The following is a 21,996-nucleotide window of genomic DNA, read 5'->3' as shown; positions in this document are numbered from 1 at the left end:
GCCACCACGGTGCAAGAGTGTCAAACTCGTTGCGGGCGTTTTTGTATTGAACCATCCCCTCCTGCCAATGGCGCCCTCAATACATTTTTGATTTACGTACATCAGAAATTCCTCTAAGGGGATTCCCGAGGAGGAGAAGATGCGCCCAACCGTTCACGATATCGCCGCCGAAGCGGGCGTCAGCCTGGCCACCGTCGACCGGGTGCTGAACAAGCGTCCGGGCGTCCGGGCCGTGACGCGCGACAAGGTCGAGCGGGCGATCGAAACGCTTGGCTACGTACGCGACGTCACGGCAGCGAACCTTGCAAAGGGCCGCACCTATCCGCTGGTTTTCATCGTTCCGGCGGGCGACAACTCCTTCATGCGCGGCCTGGAGGTCGAAGTCAGGGCGGCGATCGCCCGCTCGGCGGCGGAGCGCACGGAGATCACCATTCTGTCGGTACCGGCCTTCAATCCGCAGGCGTTGGCGGAGGCACTCGAAGAGGCGCATCGGCGACAGCCGGCAGGCGTTGCCGTCGTCGCTATCGATGCGCCAGAAGTGACCGCGGCGGTGAAACGTCTTCGCGACGACGGTATTGCCGTTGTGACTCTCGTCTCGGATCTGCCGGGTTCGGCGCGCGATCATTTCGCCGGCATCGACAATATCGCCGCCGGGCGCACGGCCGGCAATCTGATCGGACGCTTTCTCGGCAGCCGCGAAGGACCGGTCGCCGTGCTGGCCGGCTCCATGCTCGTGCGCGATCACAGGGATCGGCTTGAAGGCTTTCATGCGGTGATGCGCGACCATTTCGGCGCCCGCGCGCTGCTGCCGGTAATCGAGGGCCAGGACGATGCGGTGCTCGCCCAGAAGCTGGTCGCGGCGCTTCTCGCTGCGCAGCCGGATCTTGCCGGCATCTATAGTCTCGGCGCCGGCAATCGCGGTCTCGTCGCGGCGCTCGAGACGGCGGGCAAGGCGGAAACGATCTGCGTGGTTGCACACGAACTGACCCCCTATAGCCGCGCCGCGCTTGTCTCCGGAACGATCGACGTGATCCTCAACCAGGATGCCGGCCACGAGGTCAGGAGCGCGATCCGCGTCCTCAAGGCCAAGGCGGACGGCCTGCCGGTGATTGCGGCGCAGGAACGCATCCGCATCGATATATTCCTGAAGGACAATCTGCCGAACGGGCAGGCTTAGGAGGATACCCATGTATCTCGGACTGGATCTCGGTACCTCCGGCGTCAAGGCGATGCTGATCGATGACGACCAACGCATCGTCGGTTCCGCCTCGGCCGGTCTCGACGTGTCTCGCCCGCGTCCCGGCTGGTCGGAACAGGATCCCGCCGACTGGATCCGTGCGGCTGACGAGGCGATCGGCGGGCTCAAGGCGGCCCATTCACAGGCGCTTGCCGCCGTCCGCGGGATCGGCTTGTCCGGCCAGATGCACGGCGCAACGCTTCTCGACAAGCATGACGCCGTGCTTCGGCCGTGCATACTCTGGAACGACACCCGCAGCTACGCCGAAGCAGCCGAACTCGACAGCGACCCGCAGTTCCGCGCGCTCACCGGCAACATTGTCTTTCCCGGCTTCACCGCGCCGAAGCTCGCCTGGGTGCGGGAAAACGAGCCGGAGATCTTCGCGCAGCTGCGCTGGGTCCTGCTGCCCAAGGACTATCTCCGCCTGTGGCTGACCGGCGAGCACATGTCGGAAATGTCGGATTCCGCCGGCACGTCGTGGCTCGACACGGGCAAGCGCCGGTGGTCCGAGAGTCTGCTTGCCGCCACATACCTCGAGGAGCGGCAGATGCCGAGCCTCGTCGAGGGGACCGAAGGGGCCGGCGCCTTGAGGCCGGAACTTGCGAGCCGCTGGGGCATGGGCCAGAACGTCGTCGTGGCCGGCGGCGCCGGCGACAATGCGGCGTCTGCCTGCGGCATGGGCACCGTCGGCGAGGGGGATGCTTTCGTCTCGCTCGGAACGTCCGGCGTGCTCTTTTCCGCCAACGCCCGCTATCTCCCCAATCCGGAAAGCGCCGTTCATGCCTTCTGCCATGCGCTGCCCAACACATGGCATCAGATGGGCGTCATACTTTCGGCGACCGACGCGCTGAACTGGCATGCGGGCGTAACCGGCAGGAGCGCGGCGGATCTCACCGCAGAGCTTGGCGATGAGCTCAAGGCGCCCGGTTCGGTCACCTTCCTTCCCTATCTCTCCGGAGAGCGCACGCCGCACAACGACGCGGCGATCCGCGGCGCCTTTGCCGGCCTTGGGCACGAGAGCTCGCGAGCGGTGCTGACGCAGGCGGTGCTCGAAGGCGTTTCCTTTGCGATTCGCGACAGCCTGGAAGCCTTGCGGTCGGCCGGCACGTTGCTTTCCCGCGTCACTGCGATCGGCGGCGGCTCCCGCTCCCGCTATTGGCTGAAATCGATCGCGACGGCGCTCGACCTGCCGGTCGACCTACCGGCCGATGGCGATTTCGGTGCGGCGTTTGGCTCGGCGCGGCTCGGTCTGATCGCCGCGACCGGCGCGGATGCGTTTTCTGTCTGCACGGCGCCCGAGACGGCGGAAACGATCGCGCCCGACGCCTCGCTGGTGCCGGCCTATGAAGACGCCTACCGGCGCTACCGTCGGCTTTACCCCGCAATCAAGGGAGCGACGATGTAACGAGCCAGGCACAGCCGGCCGGTGCCGGTCACCCGAGGGACTGTAAACGATTACCTTTCCACCAGACGGCCGGACAGAGCCGGCATTGCAGAGTCCATGAGAGGAGCCAGCCGTGAACACGGGTTTTTTCGGCGATATCGCCAAGATCAAATATGAAGGGCCGGAAAGCACCAATCCGCTTGCCTTCCGTCACTACAATCCGGACGAGATCGTCCTTGGCAAGCGGATGGAGGAGCATCTGCGCTTCGCCGTCGCCTACTGGCACACATTCGTCTGGCCGGGCGGCGATCCCTTCGGCGGACAGACCTTCGAGCGTCCATGGTTCAAGGACACGATGGAAGCGGCGAAGCTCAAGGCCGACGTTGCCTTCGAGTTCTTCCAGTTGCTCGGCACGCCCTACTACTGCTTCCATGACGCGGATGTGCGCCCGGAGGGCCGGAACTTTGCCGAGAACACCAGCAACCTCAATGAGATCGTCGACTATTTCGCCAGGAAGCAGGCGGACAGCGGGGTAAAGCTGCTTTGGGGTACCGCGAACCTCTTCTCGAACCGCCGCTATATGGGCGGTGCCGCGACCAATCCCGACCCGGACGTCTTCGCCTTCGCGGCGGCGACCGTGAAGACCTGCATCGACGCGACGCAAAAGCTCGGCGGCGAGAACTACGTGCTCTGGGGCGGGCGCGAGGGATATGAGACGCTGCTCAACACCGACATGAAGCGCGAGCTCGACCAACTCGGCCGCTTTTTAAATCTCGTCGTCGAATACAAGCACAAGATCGGCTTCAAGGGCACGATCCTCATCGAGCCGAAGCCGCAGGAGCCGACAAAGCACCAATACGATTACGACGTCGCGACCGTCTACGGCTTCCTGAAGAAATACGGCCTCGAAAACGAGGTGAAGGTGAATATCGAGCAGGGCCACGCGATCCTCGCCGGCCACTCGTTCGAGCACGAACTGGCACTTGCCAATGCGCTCGGCATCTTCGGCTCGATCGACATGAACCGCAACGATTACCAGTCCGGCTGGGATACCGACCAGTTCCCGAACAATGTTCCGGAAATGGCGCTCGCCTACTATCAGATCCTGTCCGGCGGCGGCTTCAAGACCGGCGGCACCAATTTCGATGCGAAGCTGCGCCGCCAGTCGATCGATCCGGAGGATCTGCTGATCGGCCATATCGGCGGCATGGATTGCTGCGCGCGCGGCCTGAAGGCGGCGGCGAAGATGATCGGGGACAAGGCGCTCTCGGCCCCGCTCGACAAACGTTACGCCGGCTGGGCTGTACCCGAAGCGAAGAAGATGCTCGAGGGCGGCTTCTCGCTCGAAGAGATCGAGGCCTGGGTTCTGAAGGCCGACCTCAATCCGCAGCCCAAATCCGGCAAGCAGGAACTTCTGGAAAACATCGTCAACCGTTACGTCTGACGGGCATCCGTCCCTTGGCAGGGGCGTGGTCAGCGCTCCTGCCGGCGTGACGAGTTCTTTTTCCACAAGGCGGCAGAAGCCCATTGCCCCTGACGGAAATTCTGTTAGCTTTTGGCTCCTGCAACGTTGCAGGTATGTCGGTTGTCACGAAATTGCGGGGACGAAGCGCTCAACGGCCACCACTTGACCGGCACGCCGGTTTTCTCAGAGAGGCAAAAGGGAGGAAATTTGCATGAGGACCATCAAGGGACCGGGGCTCTTTCTTGCGCAATTCGCCGGCGATGCGGCGCCGTTCAACTCCTGGGACGCGATCACCAAATGGGCCGCCGATTGCGGCTACAAGGGCGTGCAGGTACCGAGCTGGGACGGCCGGCTCTTCGACCTGAAGAAGGCAGCCGCATCGAAGACCTATTGCGACGAGATCACCGGCACGGCACGCGACAACGGCGTCGAGATCACCGAGCTTTCGACCCATCTTCAGGGCCAATTGGTGGCGGTGCATCCCGCCTATGACGAGGCCTTCGACGGTTTCGCCGCACCGGAGGTTCGCGGCAATCCGAAGGCGCGCCAGGAATGGGCGGTCGAGCAGGTGAAGCTGGCGCTGACGGCTTCGAAGAACCTCGGTCTCAACGCCATGGCAAGCTTTTCCGGCGCGCTCGCCTGGCCCTTCGTCTATCCTTGGCCGCAGCGTCCCACAGGCCTGGTGGAAACCGCCTTCGACGAGCTCGCCCGGCGGTGGAAACCGATCCTCGACCATGCGGAGGATTGCGGCGTCGACGTCTGCTATGAAATCCACCCGGGCGAGGACTTGCACGACGGCATAACCTACGAGATGTTCCTCGAACGGACCGGCAATCACGCCCGCGCTTGCATGCTCTTCGATCCGTCCCACTACGTGCTGCAGTGCCTCGATTATCTCGACAATATCGACATCTACAAGGACCGCATCCGGATGTTTCACGTCAAGGATGCGGAGTTCAATCCGACCGGGCGGCAGGGCGTCTATGGCGGTTATCAGGGCTGGGTCAACCGCGCTGGCCGCTTCCGTTCGCTCGGCGACGGTCAGGTGGATTTCGGTGCGGTGTTTTCGAAGATGGCGGCGAACGACTTCGCCGGCTGGGCTGTGGTTGAGTGGGAATGCGCCTTGAAGCACCCGGAGGACGGCGCGCGCGAGGGCGCGGAGTTCGTCAAGGCGCACATCATCCACGTCACCGAAAAGGCCTTCGACGATTTCGCCGACAGCGGCACGGATGAGGCGGCGAACCGGCGGATGCTGGGGATTTAAGCGGGAAACCCCTCCCCAACCCCTCCCCACAAGGGGGAGGGGCTTCCCGAACTGCTCCCGCCGTCATCATCAGCAAGATATCCATACTCCCGAAAGGCGTCGGGACATGAATGGAGCGGACGGCAGGTGAAGCCGCTCCCCCTTGTGGGGAGGGGGTGGGGAGGGGGCTTTGTATTGCCCAACAGCTAAGGTCAGGAGAGGAAACACGCATGGCAGTTGAGGGAAGCAGCACGGAAACTCATCAGAAGCGCATCCGTCTCGGCATGGTGGGCGGCGGCTCCGGCGCCTTCATCGGCGCGGTGCATCGCATCGCCGCTCGGCTCGACGGTCACTATGAGTTGGTCGCCGGCGCTCTGTCGTCGACGCCGGACAAGGCCCAGGCCTCGGGCCGCGAGCTCGGCCTAGACCCCTCGCGCGTCTATTCCGATTTCAAGGAAATGGCGATCCGCGAGGCGAAGCTGAAGAACGGCATCGAGGCGGTGGCGATCGTCACGCCCAATCACGTGCATTATGCCGCCGCCAAGGAATTTCTGAAGCGCGGCATTCACGTGATCTGCGACAAGCCGCTGACCTCGACACTTGCCGATGCGAAGAAGCTCAAGCAGGCGGCGGACGAAAGCGATGCGCTCTTCGTCCTGACGCATAACTACACCGGCTATCCGATGGTGCGGCAGGCGCGCGAGATGATCGCGAATGGGGAGATCGGCGCCGTCCGCCTCGTCCACATGGAATACCCGCAGGACTGGCTGACCGAGAGCATCGAGCAGTCCGGCCAGAAACAGGCGGCATGGCGGACGGATCCGGCGCGCTCCGGCGTCGGCGGCTCGACCGGCGATATCGGCACTCACGCGTATAATCTCGGCTGCTTCGTATCGGGGCTGGAACTGGACGAGCTTTCCGCCGATCTCGACAGTTTCGTTCCCGGCCGTCAGCTCGACGACAACGCCCATGTGATGCTGCGCTTCAAGGAGAAGGACGGCGCGCGCGCAAAAGGCATGCTCTGGTGCAGCCAGGTGGCGCCCGGTAACGAAAATGGGCTGATGCTGCGCGTCTATGGCAGCAAGGGCGGTCTCGAATGGACGCAGAAGGACCCCAATTATCTCTGGTACACGCCCTTCGGCGAGCCGAAGCGCCTGCTGACCCGCGCCGGTGCGGGTGCATCACCGGCGGCTGCCCGAGCATCGCGTATTCCTTCGGGCCATCCGGAAGGCTATCTCGAAGCCTTTGCCAATATCTATACGGAAGCGGCGCGGGCGATCCATGCCAGGGGCAACGGCGAAACGGTGGACCCGGCCGTCACTTATCCGACAATCGACGACGGTATGAAGGGCATGGTCTTTGTCGACGCCTGCGTTCGCTCCTCGAAGCGCAACGGCGCCTGGATAAAGGTTTGAGGCCCGGGCGATGGGAGGGGCAACCCTTCCGTCGCGGGTTGACATTTGCCACTGTCGCTTCAGGCGGTGGTCGGAATAGAAGAGGCGCAGCGGCGGCCACGGCTTGTCGGCCGGACGCCGCTGCCAGAGCAAGGATGATGAGCATGATCGAAGCCAGGAAACTCGCAGAGCGCTTCCCGGGCGACTTTGTCTTCGGCGTTGCCACAGCTTCCTTCCAGATCGAGGGCGCCAGCAAGGCGGACGGACGCAAGCCGTCGATCTGGGATGCCTTTTCCAATATGCCCGGCCGTGTTTTCGGGCGCCACAACGGCGACATCGCCTGCGATCACTACAATCGGCTGGAGCAGGACCTCGACCTGATCAAGAGCCTCGGCGTCGAGGCCTATCGCTTTTCGATCGCCTGGCCACGCATCATTCCGGAAGGCACGGGACCGGTCAACGAGAGGGGGCTCGACTTCTACGATCGGCTCGTCGACGGCCTGAGGGCCCGCGGCATCAAGGCCTTTGCCACACTTTACCACTGGGACCTGCCACTGGCGCTGATGGGCGACGGCGGCTGGACAGCGCGGACCACCGCCTATGCCTATCAGCGTTATGCCAAGACGGTGATCGCCCGTCTCGGCGACCGACTTGACGCGGTGGCGACCTTCAACGAGCCCTGGTGCTCCGTCTGGCTCGGACATCTTTACGGTATCCATGCGCCGGGCGAGCGCAACATGGATGCGGCGCTTGCCGCACTGCATTTTACCAATCTCGCCCACGGCCTCGGCGTCGGAGCAATCCGCTCGGAACGGCCGGAACTGCCGGTCGGCATGGTCATCAACGCTCATTCGGTCTATCCCGGCAGCGACAGCGCCGAGGACAAGGCTGCGGCCGAACGTGCTTTCGATTTCCACAATGGCGTCTTCTTCGATCCGGTCTTCAAGGGCGAGTACCCGGAGGGCTTCCTGGCGGCGCTCGGTTCCCGCATGCCGCCGATCGAAGACGGCGACATGGCGACGATCGCACAGCCCCTCGACTGGTGGGGGCTCAATTATTACACGCCGATGCGCGTCTCGCAGGACCCCGCCCCGGGTGCCGAATATCCGGCCACGGTCAGTAGCAAGCCGGTCAGCGAGGTGAAGACGGATATCGGCTGGGAGGTCTTCGCGCCGGCGCTCGGCACTCTGGTCGAAACGCTGAACGCCCGTTATGCGCTCCCCGACTGCTACATCACCGAAAACGGCGCCTGCTACAACATGGGCGTCGAGAAAGGCGCTGTCGACGACCAGCCGCGGCTCGATTACATCGCCGACCACCTGGCGGTGACGGCAGACCTTATCGCCAAGGGATATCCCATGCGCGGCTATTTCGCCTGGAGCCTCATGGACAATTTCGAATGGGCCGAAGGCTATCGCATGCGCTTCGGCATCGTCCATGTTGATTACGAGACGCAGGTGCGAACAATCAAGAAGAGCGGTTACTGGTACCAGGAACTGGCGGAGCGGTTCCCGAAGGGCAACCATAGGGCTGTGTGACACTACAGCGCCGCGGGTCTTATTAGACGCGCTGTAGCACTTTGAATTACTGCATGCGTACCTGAACGGCTCGGGAAGGTCGTCGTTCGGTTCAGTTCCCCAGATGCCTATCTCCGCGCTTCTTCGCCAGGGCGATCTGCCGCTTTCGTTCCCGGTAGCGCTCCCGATCCTCCTCGCTGCGCTCGTCGTGACAATGCACACAGGAGACGCCTTCTTCGTGGAGAGGCGAGAACAGGTCTTCGGGCGTCAAGGGCTGGCGGCAGGCATGGCAGAGCGTGTGCTCGCCTTCCTGAAGGCCGTGGGTGACCGAAACGCGCTCGTCGAAGACGAAGCAGGCGCCGTCCCAGAGGCTCTCCTCCAACGGGATTTCCTCGAGATATTTGAGAATGCCGCCCTTGAGATGGTAGACCTCCTCGAAGCCCTGTTCCTTCATGAAGGCGGTCGCCTTCTCGCAGCGTATGCCGCCGGTGCAGTACATGGCGATCTTCGGCTTGTTGTGCAGCCCGCCATGGTTGCGTACCCAATCGGGAAACTCCCGGAAGCTCTTCGTCTTCGGGTCGACGGCGCCGCGGAAGAGGCCGATCGCGGTTTCGTAGTCGTTGCGCGTATCGATGACGAGCGTCTCGGGATCGGAGATCAACGCGTTCCAGTCCCTCGGCTCCACATAGGTGCCGACCACCCGATTGGGGTCGATGTTCTCGACGCCCATGGTGACGATCTCCTTCTTCAGGCGCACCTTCATGCGCAGGAAGGGCATGGACGAGGCCCGGCTCTCCTTGTGCTCGAGGCGGGCGAATTCGGGCTGCGCGCGCAGAAAGGCGAGCACCGCGGCGATTCCTTTCTCGCTGCCGGCGATCGTGCCGTTGATGCCCTCCCGGGCGATGAGCAGCGTGCCCTTGATCCCGTTTTCATCGCAGACGACCTGCAGCGGTCCGCGGAATTCGGCGAAGCGCGGAAAGGAAACGAAGTGATAGAGCGCGGCCACGAGAAATTGGCCTTGCGTCTCCGGGCGCGGTGTCGTGAAGGTGTCGTTCATGGGCAGGCAAATACAGCTTTCGGGCCTCCGGCGCAATTGCGGCGAATAGCGCCTGTGATCGCCGCTCCCCTGCAAACGGGGGGAAGATGGCGGGGAGGCCGGATGAGAGGCAAAAGAAGCTACCGTCCCGCCTCGAGCCAGAGTAATCCGACCGTCCGGCTCTCCCGCTCCGGCGCGTCGAAAAAGACGGCTTGCGCCCGCTGCAGAGCCTCCTGACGAAGTTCTTCCTGGCGGGCGATTACGGCTGAAAGGAGATGTGTCTGGTTCTGACTGTCGCCGGCGATCTCCGGCTCTTCGTCGATGAGCGACGTCAGGGTGGAGAGGTCGTTCAGGTGGCCGAGCAGGTCGACCAATTCCTTGGTGTCTGACCGCTTTGCCTGCATGGCTGATGGCCACACTTCCCTGAGGAGGGCGAGATGCATCCGATAGTCCTGGGCACGCTTGCGCAACTCGTGAAAGAGCACGGCGTCGGTGCCCGTTTCGCAGGCAGACCTCGCGCGCGCCGCGCGTTTCAGCGTGCGCCGCCAGCCCTTTTCCAGTCGGGCGGCCGATTTTCGCCTGCCATCATGGAACGACACGCGCGCGAGTGCCGCAAGCGCCGCTTCGCAGCCGGCGATTGTCACGCAGATTTTTCGCTCGAGATCGGTTTCCTCTGCAGCGATCCTGTCGCGGCGGATCGCCAGGATCGCGCAGACCTTATCCAGAGCGACCTGCTGCTCCTCACTTGCCGCATGCGCACGCAGGTAATTGGCGTTTTCGACAAGCGCGGCCGCATCGCGCACGATCGACAGATTCCGCGCCATTTCCCGAATGCGGGCGTTTTCCTGCTTCTGGAAGAGCGCCGCGTCGCAGGCCACCAAACGGTAGAGGGCTCGCAGACGCTTGAAGTTCTTGCGGGCGTCGTGGATCGCCTCATGCATGCCTCCCGGCTGCTCCTCCAGCACGGCTACTGCGCACCCGATCTGCTCGGCCGCGATCGCGCGGAAGTCTTCCGTGAAGGGATGGGCAGGGTCGAAGGCATAGGTCATGGCTGAGCCACCAGGACCCCTTCAGTGGCGAGCGCCTGGTTGGAATAGCGGCGGTCGCCGGTGATCTCCCGCCCCACCCAGACGGGCAAGGCGGGCAGATCCGATTCCCGCTTCATTTCCACCTCGGCGACGACGAGTCCCCCGAGCGCGCCCTCGTAGACGTCGACCTCCCAGGTGAAACCCTTGTGCGGCACGCGAAAGCGCCGCTTCTCGATGACGAGGCCGACCGCCTGGCCCAGCAACTCGCGGGCGTCGTCCATCGGCAGATCATATTCGTATTCATTTCGAACGAGCGAGGATTTGCCGATCTTCACGGTGAGGCGCGCCCATTTGTTGCCGTGGATGCGGACCCGCACCGAGCGATCCGCCATGGTCACGATATAGGCCTGCCGAAGCCTGATACCCTTGTCGGCGTGGTGTTTCCAGCCGTCGGACGCGACCAGGAATTTTCGTTCGATCTCCTTAGCCATGGAAGCCTGCCGGTCTTGAGAGGTCCCTTACGGCAAGACTAGCGTCTAATCGGTCCGGCTCAAGCCATCTCTTTGTCGTGGATGATATTTTATCGTCTGCTTCATCAGGGTGGTGGGTGCGGTGCAGCTTTGGGGTCGACAATGACAGGCGGGCGGAGTATTCGAAGGGCAGGATTCAATCGTTTTAAAAGGACGGCGGGCATGAGCGTCAAGACCGACAGGCTTCTTTCCATCCTCAAGCTGCAACCGGTGGTACCGGTCTTGGTGATCGATGATGCGGCGACCGCCGTACCGCTCGCTCGGGCGCTGGTTGCCGGCGGCCTCAAGGCGATCGAGATCACGTTGCGTACGCCGGCGGCCCTCGAGGCGATCCGCGCGGTGGCAGATGAAGTCGAAGGCGCGGTTGCGGGCGCCGGAACTATCCTCAATGCGGCGCAGTTCGAAGCGGCCGTCGAGGCTGGGTCGCAATTCATCGTCAGCCCCGGCACGACACAGGAACTGATCGATGTCGCCAATGACCACGAAGTGCCGCTGCTGCCCGGTGCGGCAACGGCCAGCGAAGTGATGGGCCTTCGCGAGGAAGGCTATGAAGTGATGAAGTTCTTCCCCGCCGAACAGGCCGGGGGCGCTGCCTATCTGAAGTCGCTTTCTTCGCCGCTCGCTGGCAGCCTGTTCTGCCCGACCGGCGGCATCTCGCTCGCCAATGCATGCGAATACCTCTCGTTGCCGAACGTCGTCTGCGTCGGCGGTTCCTGGGTGGCGCCGAAGGACCTCGTAGCCAAGGGTGACTGGGCTGGAATCACCAAGCTCGCCGCGGAGGCAGCTGCACTGAAGGCTTGACGCAGCTTGCCTGGAAGGCCGGAGGCGGTCCATCCTCTTCCTCGGGTGTTTGTATTTTGCCGGCAAGGTTCCTATGTCTCTCTCCGCCGACCGGAGCGGGTGGGAACGCTGAAAGCGTCCCAGCCAAACCCATAAGGAGCGAGGCCGATGTTCGACGCGAAGAAATTGCTGGATCAGTTCCTGGGATCGCAGGTGCCCGGTGCCGGCGGCACGGTTCGCGACCGCGCGGACCAGGTGACGAAGCTCGCCAAGGACAATCCCTTGGCAACGGGTGCGATCGCGGCGGTCCTCCTAGGCACCAAGTCCGGCCGAAATCTGGCCGGCAATGCGGTGGCTCTCGGCGGCCTGGCGGCGATCGCCGGCCTCGGATACCAGGCCTACAAGAAGTATCAGGCGGGCCAGGCGCCCGCGGCCGAGCCCGCCACCCCGGCGCCCGCGCAATTGCCGGCGCCGCCGGCCGATTCCGGCTTCGTCGCGCCGGAGGCGGTGAGCGATGACTTCGCCCTGGTCCTCGTCCGCGCAATGATTGCTGCTGCCCGGGCCGATGGACATATCGACGAGTCTGAGCGGGGCCGTATCATGGACAAGCTGTCCGTTTCCGGCCTTTCGGCAGAGGCGGCCGCCTTCCTCGAAAGCGAGTTGGTAAACCCGGTCGATCTCGACGCGATCATTGCCGCCGGGACGACGGAGGAAAAAAGGGTGGAGATTTATACCGCCTCGCGCCTTGCGATCGAGCCGGAAAGCCGGGCCGAGCGCGGTTACCTCGATCTGCTGGCCGGCCGGCTTGGTCTTGCCGATGCGCTCGTCGACCATATCGAAGCCACCGTATCTGCGGCGAAACTTCCCGTCTGAAGCGATGTCGGCGAATCAGAGGCGCCATCCGGTTCGCTTGTCGGATGCATCACGACTTTGAATTTGCCGTCGATCGGCGTCCGTCCTACTGCATGTCTCGTTTGATCGACCTCAATTAAAGAGCAAAGACATGCAGCAATTCAAAATGCTACAGCGACCTTTGCGCGTCTAACAAGACGCGCGGCGCTGTATTGCGAGGCAAATGCAAAGCGGGAGAAATCGATGCGTGATCTTGCCCATTGGACGGCCTGCCCGGCGCCGCAGCCGGTGACGATCGACGGGCGCTACGTGCGCGTGGAGCCCTACGACCGCGCGACGCATCTCGAGGCGCTCTGGCATGACGCGTTTGGTGGTCTGGCGATCAATCCGTTGCTTAAATATTTCACGCAGGATGATTTTTCCGGCATCGCGGCCTTCGAGGACTGGCTCTCTGCCGTGCAGACGAAAGCCGGCTGGATCACGGAGGTGTTTCGCGATCGGGCGACGGACAAGATCGTCGGCATGGCGAACTATATGCGCGCCGACCCGACCAACGGCGTGGTGGAGGTCGGCGGTATTGCACATGGGCCCGCCATGGCCCGCTCGGCCCTCTCGACGGAAGCGCAATACCTGCTGGCGCGACACGCCTTCGAGAATCTCGGCTATCGCCGCTACGAGTGGAAATGCCACAGCGAGAACCAGCGGAGCCGCGCCGCGGCACTACGGCTCGGCTTCACCTTCGAGGGCATTTTCCGCCAGCACATGGTTTCCAAGCACGCCAATCGCGACACGGCATGGTACTCGATGATCGACTGCGAATGGCCGCTCATCAGGGCCGCCTTCGAAGACTGGCTGTCGCCTGACAATTTCGACGGCGAGGGGCGCCAGCGGCGGCGTCTCGAGGATATCCGCGCGGAGCTTTCGGCAAAGGAGCAGGCGTGACATGGCCGACAAGAAAGAAAAATCTCCGGCAATCGCGGCGGCGATCATTCTCGTCGTCGTCGGCACCGGCTTCTTCGCCCTGCCTTCGATCATGCTGCGGCTGGGCGACATCTCGCCCTGGCTCGCCGCCGGCTTCGGCGCCCTTTTCGTGCTCGCCTTCTTCCTGATCTTCTGGCTGCGCGCCCGCCACCAGCGTCGGCGCGGACAGTGAACTTGCTGTTACAGCGCCGCGCGTCTTTTTCAGACGCGCGGCGCTGTAGTCTTCCGGTCTCGGATGCCGATCGGGCGGTTGTCCCTCACTCCGACCACTTGCGGCGAGAGGCAGGTACAGAAGGAGAAGCTTCAGTGCCGCTCAGCTCTGCAGCGCCGCGCCCAACAGCACTAGCCCGAGGATAAGCACCAGCAGAGCGCCGGCAATCTCTATGCCGTTTGAAATGCGCATCGCGGCCGATCGGCTCGAGACGTAACGTAGCGCGAAGCCCTTAGCTGTCACGGCCATGGTGGCGAGGGTCGAGACGGTGATCGCGGTGCCGATCGACATGGCGAAGACCGAGAGCACGCCGCCGAGATAGAGCCCGTTCAGCAGGGCGAAGGAAAGCACGATCAGCGCGCCGGAGCAGGGGCGCAGGCCGACGGCGACGATCGCCGACCAGGCCTCGCTGAGGGCGAATCGGTCGCCTTTCAGCATTTTCGGGTCGGGCGCATGGGCATGGCCGCAGGTGGCGCAGATCCCGCCGGGAGCTTGCGCAGGGCCGTGATTGTTTTGGTGGTGACCGTGATCGTGATGGCTGTGATCATGGTGCACGTGATCGTGGTGGTCATGCACGCCGGACAAGGCGATGGCAGGCCGCGAAATGGAGCGCAGCTTGCGGAAGAGCAGCCAGCCGCCGAAGGCGGCTATCAGCCCATAGCTTGCGATTTCGAGCGACTGGGTCGCGCGAGTCATGTTGATCGAGGAGCCGCGCAGCACGAGATAGACCGCGCCGATCAGGAGGATGGCGACGACGCCCTGCAGGAGTGAGGAAAGAAACGACAGGAGCACGCCGCGTTTGAGCTCCGTCTCGTTGGCGATCATGTAGGAGGAGATGACCGCCTTGCCGTGGCCGGGGCCAGCCGCGTGGAGCACGCCATAGGTGAAGGAGAGCCCGACCAGCGACCAGAGCTGCCAGGGGTTCTCGCGCATGCCCTTGAGCGCGCCGGTCAGCAGTCGATAGAAGCTCTGTTGCTCCATGTTCACCCAGGCGAAAAAGCCGCCGAAGATCCCCGTGGTCTGGAAGGAGGGCTCGGCGGCGCCGATGCCGAGCGGCGACTGGGCCATGGCGATGGTTGCAGAAAGGGTCGTCAACAAAAGTGCAGCCGCGAGCGAGCCGCCGATCCTGCGGACGTTCAGCATGTTAACTCGATCCTGGTTGCGAAGAGCTTCGACATGTTGGTGCCCGTCGGATCGTTCCAGAAGGCGTCCGTGAGCGTGTCCTTGTTTTCGGCCAGCACTTCGTCCGGGTCCGGCCGCACCACCTGATGCTTGCAGGCCTCGATCTTGTCGCCGATGACGGTGAGATCGTTGTCGGTCGGGAAATCCATCGCCGTGTACATGGTCGGATCGTAGACGCCGAAGGAGAGCTTGCCTTTAAGCGGCATGGCTTCGGCCGGCGTGACGGCGAACATCATCAGGAGCTGATTGTCCTTGTAGTCGACGGTGATCTTGTCGGGCGGGTTGACCTTCACCGATTTGCCGTTGTCGAGAATTGTCGTGTAGTAATCGTACTCAGCCAGGGATTCGAGCACGGTCTGCCCGACCTCCTGCAACTCGTCCGGATCGAGCGTGGCATTCGCGTTCTTGTCGAAATCCAGCACGACGCTTGCCGAAAACATCTCATCGAAGCGCCAGACATTGCGCAACTCGCCGATCTCACCCTTGTCGTCCGAAACGATCTCGAGTCGCGCTTCGGCGAAAATATGCGGATGAGCGGCGGCAAGCGTGGGCGAAAGCAGCATTGCGAGACCGGCCATGGCGAGGCGTCGTGTCTTCATTCGTTTGGGAACCCTTCTCGGCCGGAGCGGCCGTTCGAATCGCCTCCCGAATGTACCCGAAATGGGACGGAATTGGGACTTGGCCCATACTGCTTCGGCATGTACGACGGTCGCAGCGCGCTTTACTACGTTCTCCGGAACCAGCTGTGCAGGAAATCGACGAAGGTGCGCACCTTTGTCGGCAGGTAGCGCCGGTGCGGATAGATTGCGTAGATGCCGCGATCCCTGGGCAGGAAATCGTCGAACAGCGACACGAGCTCGCCCGACTGAACCTTCGGGCGGGCGATGAAATCCGGCACGGCGGCAACACCGAGGCCGGCCGCCGCCGCCCGCAGGGTGGCAAGCGGACTGTTGACCTCGATCGGCCCGCTCACCGGAACGGTGAAGGAGGCGCCGTCCGCCCCGACGAACCGCCAATTCGAATAGGAGCGGCCGTTGGTGTCGAGGATACACGCGGCCTTCGAAAGCTCGCTCGGATGCTCGAGCGGGCCGCTTTTCGCAATATAGTCCGGCGAGGCGCAGATAACGATCTGGAAATCGTCGAGCTTGCGCGCGATCAGCGTCGAATCCTCGAGCCGGGTGATCCGAATGGCCACGTCAAATCCTTCTTCGACGAGATCGACGAAGCGGTCGTCGGAGACGATATCCAGGGATAATTCCGGGTGCTCCCTGCCGAAGTCGATCAGCGACTGGCCGATCTCGGCATCGACGAAGGTGCGCGGTACGGTGATCCTCAACCGGCCGCGCAGGTCGGAATTGTTGGCGCGGACGAGATCGGCGAGGTTGTCGATTTCCTTCAGGATCTCCGAGGCGCTGCGGTAATAGGTATGGCCGGCCTCGGTCAGCGAGAATTGCCGCGTCGTCCGGTTGAGGAGAAGGGCGCCGAGTTCGTCTTCGAGTTCCCGCACATATTTCGAGAGCAGCGCCTTGGATTTGCCGACCCGGCGGGCGGCGGCCGAAAAACCCTCCGCATCCACGACGTCGATGAAGGCGCGGATTCGGGTCAAGGTGTCCATAACTCGTCTTTCTCGTCGCGCTGTTCCGGCCGCCAAAGACGCATCCGCATTCTTCGGCGTCTTTGCTGCACCGACGACAGCCCGGAAATCGTTTGATCAAAGTGAACACTGGCGGTGACGCCCGGTCCAGAAAAAATTATGAGGCGAGCGGAAAAAACTCTTGATTACGACAATGATTTTTCTTACCTACGCCCTTGCCCAAAGTCGCACGTGCCTGTGGGTGTCCGCCGACCCTCGATTAGGTGAGGGTATCGGTAAGGTACCTGGAACTAACCCCTCCAGTCGCTATTCCGGCCAACCGGGAAATGCGAGGACATCTTGAAGCAACGACGGTGCGGGCCTTTCTGGTGTCTGCCGGCTCTCCAACAGCCGGGGTTACTGAAGAGGCACACCTTCATTGCCGGAAGTGCGGTTGGGATATCCCCTCCAATCCATGGCAGACAAAGCCGAGTCCTAGCCTTCGCGGGCTTCGATTCATCGTTCGCGCATCGAGCGCATGCATGGTTCCGGGGTCTCCACCGGCTGGTGCCAGTGCAAGCGCGCATGCCCTTTGTCCTCCACTCAGGTGGAGCTATTGGATCAGGGGAATATCGCCATGACCACGGCACGCATCATCGACTTCCTGAACACCCGACGTCCGGAAGGCCCTTGCCTCGTCGTCGATCTCGACGTTGTGCGCGATAATTTCAAGGCTTTCCGCCATGCGCTTCCCGACAGCGCGATCTTTTACGCCGTCAAGGCCAACCCGGCCCCGGAAATCCTGCGCCTCCTCGCCGGCCTCGGCTCCAATTTCGATTGCGCGTCCGTCGCCGAAATCGAAATGGCGCTCGATGCGGGCGCGACGCCGAGCCGCATTTCTTACGGCAACACCATCAAGAAGGAGCGCGATATCGCCCGCGCCCATGCGCTTGGGGTCAGCCTGTTCGCGGTCGACAGCCACGAGGAAGCGGAAAAGATTGCGCGTGCCGCTCCCGGCGCCCGGGTCTTCTGCCGCGTCCTGACCGACGGCGAAGGGGCCGAGTGGCCGCTGTCGCGCAAGTTCGGCTGCGTACCGCAAATGGCCGTGGACGTGCTCGTCTATGCCCATCAGCTCGGCCTCGTCTCCTATGGCGTGTCGTTCCACGTCGGCTCGCAGATGACGAAGCTCGACGCCTGGGATTCGGCTCTTGCCGATGCCAAGCGCGTCTTCGTCCAGCTTGCCAAGCAGGGCATCGAGCTCAAGATGGTCAATATGGGCGGCGGCTTCCCGACGAAGTACCTCAGGGACGTCCCGTCGTCCGAAGCTTATGGCCAGGCAATCTTCGGTGCGCTGAAGAAGCACTTCGGCAACAACATCCCGGAGACCATCATCGAGCCGGGCCGTGGCATGGTCGGCAATGCCGGCGTGATCAAGGCGGAGGTCGTTCTCGTCTCGAAGAAGTCGGACAACGACAACCACCGCTGGGTCTTCCTCGATATCGGCAAGTTCGGCGGTCTCGCCGAGACCATGGACGAGGCGATCCGCTACCCGATCCGCACCGTGCGCGACGACGACGCGATGGAGCCCTGCGTGCTCGCTGGCCCGACCTGCGACTCGGCCGACGTGCTTTACGAGAAGAACATGTATCCGCTGCCGATCTCGCTGACGATCGGCGATGAGGTTCTGATCGAAGGCACCGGTGCCTACACGACCACCTACTCGGCCGTCGCCTTCAATGGTTTCGAGCCGCTGAAGGCTTACGTGATCTGATCCGGCACGCTCCCGTGATTGCGGGAGCGGCCACTTCACAATTCTTGTCCGGTCCGCCTGAAGCGGTTTTGATGACGGGAGGCCCCGATGGCCGCTGTTGTTGACACCCTGCGCGCATTCTTCGCGCCGTCCACCTTTGTGATCGATTCCGAAAATGCGGGCGACGTCGTCGCGCGCGAAAACCTGCTCGACCGGGCCATGGGCCCCGGCCGCCGCAGGAAGTCGTCGGAAAAGTTGCGGCGCGGTCGTGTGCCGGCCGAAGGGCTTGCCCTCGTCGCGCGTGACCGCGACGGCCATGTCATCGCCACCGTCCGCCTCTGGAACGTCGAGGCCGGCATAGACCGTGAAGGGCACGCCGTGCCGGCGCTGCTTCTCGGTCCACTTGCCGTCGATCCGACGCATGAGGGCAAGGGCATCGGCGGCATGCTGATGCGTGCGGCGATAGAGGAGGCGAAGAGTCGCGGCCACGGCGCGATTCTGCTCGTCGGCGATGCCGCCTACTACGAGCGCTTCGGCTTTTTCGCGGAGCGGACGCAGCACCTTGTCATGCCCGGCCCCTTCGAGCGCAACCGTTTCCTGGCGCTCGAGCTCAAGGAAGGCTGGCTGGAAGGTGCGGCCGGCATGCTGGTCGCCAGCGGCCGCAAGCTAGCGCTGCCGCCGCTCAAGCGCGCGGCCTGACATTTTCTCGTCTCCAACCCTGCAGGGGCGATTATCAACGGCGCTCGCGTGTCCGGGCACGGGGGCGCCGTTTGCTTTTGGGGTAGGCGTTCACGAGGGTGCCCGCCGATAGAACGCCAGCGATCCGGCAAGCGCCAGAAGCGCACCGCCGCATATCCGGTCGAGCCATACGGCGCCGGACCGTTTCAGGAACCGGACGGCTTGGGAACCCACGAGGGCGTAGCCGAACATCACGAGGAAATCGATCGAGGCGAAGACGACGGCAAGCGCGGCGTATTGCGGCGGTTGCGGCAGCGCGGGGTCGATAAACTGCGGTAGGAACGCGGAAAAGAACAGGTAGCCCTTGGGATTGGTGACAGCGACCAGAAAACTCTTCAGGAAGACAGCACGCGATGTGCTCGCCGATGCGTCCGGCGTTCCGCTCGCAACATCAAGCGTGCCCTTGGAGCGCAGAAGCAGGATGCCCAAAAAAGCGAGATAAGCAGCGCCCAGCCACTTGACCACCGTGAACCAGAATTCGGATGCTGCCAGCAGAGCTCCGAGACCGAGCGCCACGGCGCCGATCAGGGCGAAATCGGACAGAACTGCGCCGATCATGCCCGCCACCGCCTTCTTCATGCCGTGGCGCGAGCCATTCGTGAGCGCGAGGAGAACCGTCGGACCTGGCGTCGCGATGCCGATAAAGGCAACGAGCGCGAATGCAAGTGTCGTGGCGTCGCTCATGATATCCTCCCTCAAGGAAGCCCAGTGGTCTCACAGCTGTTGCGTGCGCGCAACCGTTGTGTGCAACATTCGGCAAATCTTGGTTGAAGGGACTTTTCGCGTCGAGATGCGATTGGCCATCGCAGGCGTCACCCGCTACCCCGCAAGGTCCACGACGCCGCAATCGCCGGCGGCCGAACTGAAGGCGAGTTGACGGCCGGTCTTGTTCCAGGCCATGGCGGTGATTGCGCCCTTGCCGGGACGGCGCAGCAGTACTTCCTTGCTGTCGGCGAAACGGGCGGCGATGATCATGCCGTCCTCATATCCGATCGCGACGATATCCTCCGCCGGGTGGCAGGAGACCGCCGTCACCATGGTATTGCCGCGGGTGCCGAGTTCGAGCGGCGCCTTGCCCATGGGCCCGTCCTTACCCTGAAAGGGCCAGACGATCGCCGCCGGCGCGCCGGAGGAGGCGAGCCACTTGCCTTTGGCAGACCAGGAGAGCGATTTCACCTTGGCGGGATAGCCGGTCATGCGCATGTGCCGAGCCTCGGCACCGGGTTTCGCGTCGAGCTTCCAGCCATGCAGGGCGTTTTCCTGCATCGAGGTGACCACGAAGCGCCCGTCGGGAGAGAAGGTGACGCCCGTATGGGCGCCCTTCCATTCGAGGTCGACCGGCTTTCCGGCCATCGCCACCCAGTGCAACGACACGCCGTTGTAGCGTGCAACCGCGATGCGCAAGCCCTTGGGGGCAAAGGCAATGCCCTCGACCGTGCGGTCCTCGGCAAATTCCTTTGTGTTGCCGTCGGCAAGGCGGACATAGGCGGTCTTGCCGAAGGCGTATGCGACCGCGCCTTGGGGCCCGGCCGCCACTTCGGAAATCCACTTGCGCGGCGTTTCGGCGACGAGGCTCGCCGTGCCGTCGGCCAGGATGCGCATCACCTTGCCATCCTCTCCACCGGTCAGAAGCGTATCCGTTACTTCGTCATGGGCCAGCGATAGCAGGCCGTCGTGCGCTTCGGTGGTCCTGTGGCCGTGATCGAGCCGGTGAATGGCGCCGACGGCCCCGGCAAAAAAGGGAATGTCTTTCAGAAAGGCCACGCCGACGATGTGGCCTTCGAGATCGAGCGGTGCGACGGTCGGCATCGGTTGGTGAGGCTCTCTGGTTACAGATTGACGTCATTCGAAATCCGGCAAATCCGCGTCTGGCGGTCATGCCTGGGCTTCGCAGGCCTTGAAGGTGCGTTCGAGCTTCTCGCGGTCGAGATCGCGGCCGATGAAGACAAGGCGGCTCTCGCGCTTCTCGTCCTCCTTCCAGGGGCGCTGGTGGTCGCCTTCGATGATCATGTGCACCCCCTGGACCACGTAGCGTTCCGCGTCGCCGGAAAAAGCCACGATGCCCTTCAGGCGCAATATATTTGGTCCCTGCGTCTGGGTGACCTTCTGGATCCAGGGGAAGAAGCGCTCCGGATTCAACTCGCCACCGCGCAGAGAGATCGATTGCACCGTCACATCATGGATCGGCGAGGGGGCGTGGTCATGGTGATGATGGTGGCGATGATCATGATGATCGTGGTGATCATGATGATCATGATGGTGGTGGTGATCGTGGTCGCAGTCGGGGCCGCAGACATGATCGTCATGCTGGTCCTGATCGAGGAAGTGCGGGTCGTTCTCGAGCGCCTTCTCGAGATTGAAGGCGCCCTGGTCGAGGACCTTGGCCAGTTCGATCTCCGAGCGCTGCGTCCGGTAGATGCGGGCGGACGGGTTGATCACGCGTACCGTCGCCTCGATGCGGTCGAGCTCTTCCGGCGTGACGAGATCCGTCTTGTTGAGCAGCACGACGTCGGCAAATGCGATCTGATCTTCCGCCTCGCGGCTGTCCTTCAGCCGGAGCGGCAGGTGCTTGGCATCGACCAGCGCTACGACGGCATCGAGTTCGGTCTTGGCGCGCACGTCGTCGTCCATGAAGAAGGTCTGGGCGACCGGCACCGGATCGGCGAGCCCGGTGGTCTCGACGATGATCGCGTCGAAACGGCCGGGACGGCGCATCAGCCCTTCGACGACCCGGATCAGGTCGCCGCGCACCGTGCAGCAGACGCAGCCATTGTTCATTTCGTAGATTTCCTCGTCGGACTCGACGATCAGGTCGTTGTCGATGCCGATCTCGCCGAATTCGTTGACGATGACTGCATAACGGCGGCCATGATTCTCGCTCAAGATGCGGTTGAGGAGCGTCGTCTTGCCGGCGCCCAGATAGCCCGTAAGCACGGTGACGGGGATCGGCTTCTGCGTCGATGTTTCGGTCATGGGGGCCTCGAGGATTGGCGATGCGCCGCGGCTATCAAAAGTGTTGGCGTCTCATATAGGAGATGGCGGAGCGAAGCGCAAATGCGCGGGGCGGCCTTTCGCCGGCACACGGCGCAGGCGAC

The 21,996-nt window shown here is 63.2% G+C and carries 21 protein-coding genes; 12 read left to right on the top strand and 9 right to left on the bottom strand.

Annotation, left to right across the window (positions count from 1 at the left end):
• Nucleotides 1–139 precede the first annotated feature (139 nt).
• The 6 genes from AC4P1R_RS13440 (at nt 140) to AC4P1R_RS13415 (ending at nt 8,261) form a co-directional block, all read left to right on the top strand.
• Complete coding sequence (locus AC4P1R_RS13440) at nt 140–1,177, top strand: LacI family DNA-binding transcriptional regulator (RefSeq protein WP_069459061.1); 1,038 nt, start codon at nt 140–142, stop codon at nt 1,175–1,177.
• Nucleotides 1,178–1,187: 10 nt separating this feature from the next.
• Nucleotides 1,188–2,642, top strand: a complete 1,455-nt coding sequence (gene xylB, locus AC4P1R_RS13435) for a xylulokinase (protein WP_069459062.1) — start codon at nt 1,188–1,190, stop codon at nt 2,640–2,642.
• A gap of 112 nt (nt 2,643–2,754) precedes the next feature.
• Nucleotides 2,755–4,065: a xylose isomerase gene (gene xylA, locus AC4P1R_RS13430; protein ID WP_151611611.1), complete on the top strand. Its 1,311-nt coding sequence runs from the start codon at nt 2,755–2,757 to the stop codon at nt 4,063–4,065.
• A gap of 232 nt (nt 4,066–4,297) precedes the next feature.
• The gene (locus tag AC4P1R_RS13425) at nt 4,298–5,350 is read left to right on the top strand and encodes a sugar phosphate isomerase/epimerase (RefSeq protein ID WP_273360556.1); all 1,053 of its coding nucleotides are present in this window, start codon (nt 4,298–4,300) and stop codon (nt 5,348–5,350) included.
• Between the two features lie 209 nt (nt 5,351–5,559).
• The gene (locus AC4P1R_RS13420; protein ID WP_069459065.1) at nt 5,560–6,744 is read left to right on the top strand and encodes a Gfo/Idh/MocA family protein; all 1,185 of its coding nucleotides are present in this window, start codon (nt 5,560–5,562) and stop codon (nt 6,742–6,744) included.
• Between the two features lie 143 nt (nt 6,745–6,887).
• Nucleotides 6,888–8,261 (top strand): GH1 family beta-glucosidase, encoded by a 1,374-nt coding sequence (locus AC4P1R_RS13415; protein WP_273360554.1) that lies wholly within the window; start codon nt 6,888–6,890, stop codon nt 8,259–8,261.
• A gap of 91 nt (nt 8,262–8,352) precedes the next feature.
• Here the strand turns inward: AC4P1R_RS13415 and trhO are convergent, their stop codons facing one another.
• The 3 genes from trhO to AC4P1R_RS13400 form a co-directional block, all read right to left on the bottom strand.
• The gene (trhO, locus tag AC4P1R_RS13410) at nt 8,353–9,297 is read right to left on the bottom strand and encodes an oxygen-dependent tRNA uridine(34) hydroxylase TrhO (protein ID WP_273360553.1); all 945 of its coding nucleotides are present in this window, start codon (nt 9,295–9,297) and stop codon (nt 8,353–8,355) included.
• A 119-nt stretch (nt 9,298–9,416) separates the two neighbouring features.
• Nucleotides 9,417–10,325: a CHAD domain-containing protein gene (locus AC4P1R_RS13405; protein ID WP_492177079.1), complete on the bottom strand. Its 909-nt coding sequence runs from the start codon at nt 10,323–10,325 to the stop codon at nt 9,417–9,419.
• Nucleotides 10,322–10,795 carry a CYTH domain-containing protein gene (locus AC4P1R_RS13400; protein ID WP_151611606.1) on the bottom strand — a complete coding sequence of 158 codons (474 nt, stop codon included), beginning with the start codon at nt 10,793–10,795 and terminating at the stop codon, nt 10,322–10,324. The genes AC4P1R_RS13405 and AC4P1R_RS13400 overlap by 4 nt, the downstream gene beginning before the upstream one ends.
• Nucleotides 10,796–10,996: 201 nt before the next feature.
• On the opposite strand from AC4P1R_RS13400, the gene AC4P1R_RS13395 reads away from it, so the two are divergent.
• From AC4P1R_RS13395 to AC4P1R_RS13380, 4 genes are all read left to right on the top strand, one after another.
• A complete protein-coding gene (locus AC4P1R_RS13395) occupies nt 10,997–11,635 on the top strand; it encodes a 2-dehydro-3-deoxy-phosphogluconate aldolase (RefSeq protein ID WP_151611605.1) in 639 nt (212 codons plus the stop codon).
• Between the two features lie 147 nt (nt 11,636–11,782).
• The gene (locus AC4P1R_RS13390; RefSeq protein ID WP_069459071.1) at nt 11,783–12,487 is read left to right on the top strand and encodes a tellurite resistance TerB family protein; all 705 of its coding nucleotides are present in this window, start codon (nt 11,783–11,785) and stop codon (nt 12,485–12,487) included.
• Nucleotides 12,488–12,709: 222 nt separating this feature from the next.
• Nucleotides 12,710–13,408, top strand: coding sequence for a GNAT family N-acetyltransferase (locus AC4P1R_RS13385; protein ID WP_151611604.1), 699 nt, complete (start codon nt 12,710–12,712; stop codon nt 13,406–13,408).
• Nucleotide 13,409: 1 nt separating this feature from the next.
• On the top strand, nt 13,410–13,619 hold the full coding sequence (locus tag AC4P1R_RS13380) for a hypothetical protein (RefSeq protein ID WP_069459073.1): 210 nt from the start codon (nt 13,410–13,412) through the stop codon (nt 13,617–13,619).
• A gap of 141 nt (nt 13,620–13,760) precedes the next feature.
• On the opposite strand, the gene AC4P1R_RS13375 is transcribed toward AC4P1R_RS13380, so the two are convergent.
• The 3 genes from AC4P1R_RS13375 to AC4P1R_RS13365 form a co-directional block, all read right to left on the bottom strand.
• Nucleotides 13,761–14,801 carry a nickel/cobalt transporter gene (locus AC4P1R_RS13375; RefSeq protein WP_151611603.1) on the bottom strand — a complete coding sequence of 347 codons (1,041 nt, stop codon included), beginning with the start codon at nt 14,799–14,801 and terminating at the stop codon, nt 13,761–13,763.
• A complete protein-coding gene (locus AC4P1R_RS13370; RefSeq protein ID WP_069459075.1) occupies nt 14,795–15,439 on the bottom strand; it encodes a DUF1007 family protein in 645 nt (214 codons plus the stop codon). The genes AC4P1R_RS13375 and AC4P1R_RS13370 overlap by 7 nt, the downstream gene beginning before the upstream one ends.
• 125 nt (nt 15,440–15,564) lie before the next feature.
• Nucleotides 15,565–16,455, bottom strand: a complete 891-nt coding sequence (locus AC4P1R_RS13365; RefSeq protein WP_069459076.1) for a LysR family transcriptional regulator — start codon at nt 16,453–16,455, stop codon at nt 15,565–15,567.
• A 595-nt stretch (nt 16,456–17,050) separates the two neighbouring features.
• On the opposite strand from AC4P1R_RS13365, the gene odc2 reads away from it, so the two are divergent.
• Together odc2 and AC4P1R_RS13355 are read left to right on the top strand one after the other, a co-directional pair.
• On the top strand, nt 17,051–18,184 hold the full coding sequence (gene odc2, locus AC4P1R_RS13360; protein WP_069459077.1) for an ornithine/lysine decarboxylase: 1,134 nt from the start codon (nt 17,051–17,053) through the stop codon (nt 18,182–18,184).
• Nucleotides 18,185–18,271: 87 nt separating this feature from the next.
• The gene (locus AC4P1R_RS13355; RefSeq protein WP_069459078.1) at nt 18,272–18,862 is read left to right on the top strand and encodes a GNAT family N-acetyltransferase; all 591 of its coding nucleotides are present in this window, start codon (nt 18,272–18,274) and stop codon (nt 18,860–18,862) included.
• Nucleotides 18,863–18,952: 90 nt separating this feature from the next.
• On the opposite strand, the gene AC4P1R_RS13350 is transcribed toward AC4P1R_RS13355, so the two are convergent.
• The 3 genes from AC4P1R_RS13350 to AC4P1R_RS13340 all read right to left on the bottom strand — a co-directional run bounded on the left by AC4P1R_RS13350 (nt 18,953) and on the right by AC4P1R_RS13340 (nt 21,874).
• Nucleotides 18,953–19,585, bottom strand: coding sequence for a LysE family translocator (locus AC4P1R_RS13350; RefSeq protein WP_151611602.1), 633 nt, complete (start codon nt 19,583–19,585; stop codon nt 18,953–18,955).
• Between the two features lie 135 nt (nt 19,586–19,720).
• Nucleotides 19,721–20,710, bottom strand: a complete 990-nt coding sequence (locus tag AC4P1R_RS13345) for a WD40 repeat domain-containing protein (RefSeq protein WP_492177078.1) — start codon at nt 20,708–20,710, stop codon at nt 19,721–19,723.
• Between the two features lie 66 nt (nt 20,711–20,776).
• Nucleotides 20,777–21,874: a CobW family GTP-binding protein gene (locus AC4P1R_RS13340; protein WP_069459081.1), complete on the bottom strand. Its 1,098-nt coding sequence runs from the start codon at nt 21,872–21,874 to the stop codon at nt 20,777–20,779.
• Nucleotides 21,875–21,996 lie beyond the last annotated feature (122 nt).

Source organism: Sinorhizobium sp. Y406, assembly GCF_058732025.1.
Note: the sequence above shows the minus strand (reverse complement) of the source record. Positions and strands in the feature narration are given on the sequence as shown.

Excerpts from the sequence above, each read along its gene's own strand:
- AC4P1R_RS13345 (WP_492177078.1), bottom strand. The coding sequence starts at position 20,710 with ATGCCGACCGTCGCACCGCTCGATCTCGAAGGCCACATCGTCGGCGTG.
- AC4P1R_RS13420 (WP_069459065.1), top strand. The coding sequence starts at position 5,560 with ATGGCAGTTGAGGGAAGCAGCACGGAAACTCATCAGAAGCGCATCCGT.
- odc2 (WP_069459077.1), top strand. The coding sequence starts at position 17,051 with ATGACCACGGCACGCATCATCGACTTCCTGAACACCCGACGTCCGGAA.
- AC4P1R_RS13375 (WP_151611603.1), bottom strand. The coding sequence starts at position 14,801 with ATGCTGAACGTCCGCAGGATCGGCGGCTCGCTCGCGGCTGCACTTTTG.
- xylB (WP_069459062.1), top strand. The coding sequence starts at position 1,188 with ATGTATCTCGGACTGGATCTCGGTACCTCCGGCGTCAAGGCGATGCTG.
- AC4P1R_RS13390 (WP_069459071.1), top strand. The coding sequence starts at position 11,783 with ATGTTCGACGCGAAGAAATTGCTGGATCAGTTCCTGGGATCGCAGGTG.
- AC4P1R_RS13440 (WP_069459061.1), top strand. The coding sequence starts at position 140 with ATGCGCCCAACCGTTCACGATATCGCCGCCGAAGCGGGCGTCAGCCTG.
- AC4P1R_RS13370 (WP_069459075.1), bottom strand. The coding sequence starts at position 15,439 with ATGAAGACACGACGCCTCGCCATGGCCGGTCTCGCAATGCTGCTTTCG.
- AC4P1R_RS13405 (WP_492177079.1), bottom strand. The coding sequence starts at position 10,325 with ATGACCTATGCCTTCGACCCTGCCCATCCCTTCACGGAAGACTTCCGC.
- AC4P1R_RS13380 (WP_069459073.1), top strand. The coding sequence starts at position 13,410 with ATGGCCGACAAGAAAGAAAAATCTCCGGCAATCGCGGCGGCGATCATT.
- trhO (WP_273360553.1), bottom strand. The coding sequence starts at position 9,297 with ATGAACGACACCTTCACGACACCGCGCCCGGAGACGCAAGGCCAATTT.
- AC4P1R_RS13400 (WP_151611606.1), bottom strand. The coding sequence starts at position 10,795 with ATGGCTAAGGAGATCGAACGAAAATTCCTGGTCGCGTCCGACGGCTGG.
- AC4P1R_RS13385 (WP_151611604.1), top strand. The coding sequence starts at position 12,710 with ATGCGTGATCTTGCCCATTGGACGGCCTGCCCGGCGCCGCAGCCGGTG.
- AC4P1R_RS13355 (WP_069459078.1), top strand. The coding sequence starts at position 18,272 with ATGGCCGCTGTTGTTGACACCCTGCGCGCATTCTTCGCGCCGTCCACC.
- AC4P1R_RS13365 (WP_069459076.1), bottom strand. The coding sequence starts at position 16,455 with ATGGACACCTTGACCCGAATCCGCGCCTTCATCGACGTCGTGGATGCG.
- AC4P1R_RS13340 (WP_069459081.1), bottom strand. The coding sequence starts at position 21,874 with ATGACCGAAACATCGACGCAGAAGCCGATCCCCGTCACCGTGCTTACG.
- AC4P1R_RS13425 (WP_273360556.1), top strand. The coding sequence starts at position 4,298 with ATGAGGACCATCAAGGGACCGGGGCTCTTTCTTGCGCAATTCGCCGGC.
- AC4P1R_RS13415 (WP_273360554.1), top strand. The coding sequence starts at position 6,888 with ATGATCGAAGCCAGGAAACTCGCAGAGCGCTTCCCGGGCGACTTTGTC.
- AC4P1R_RS13395 (WP_151611605.1), top strand. The coding sequence starts at position 10,997 with ATGAGCGTCAAGACCGACAGGCTTCTTTCCATCCTCAAGCTGCAACCG.
- AC4P1R_RS13350 (WP_151611602.1), bottom strand. The coding sequence starts at position 19,585 with ATGAGCGACGCCACGACACTTGCATTCGCGCTCGTTGCCTTTATCGGC.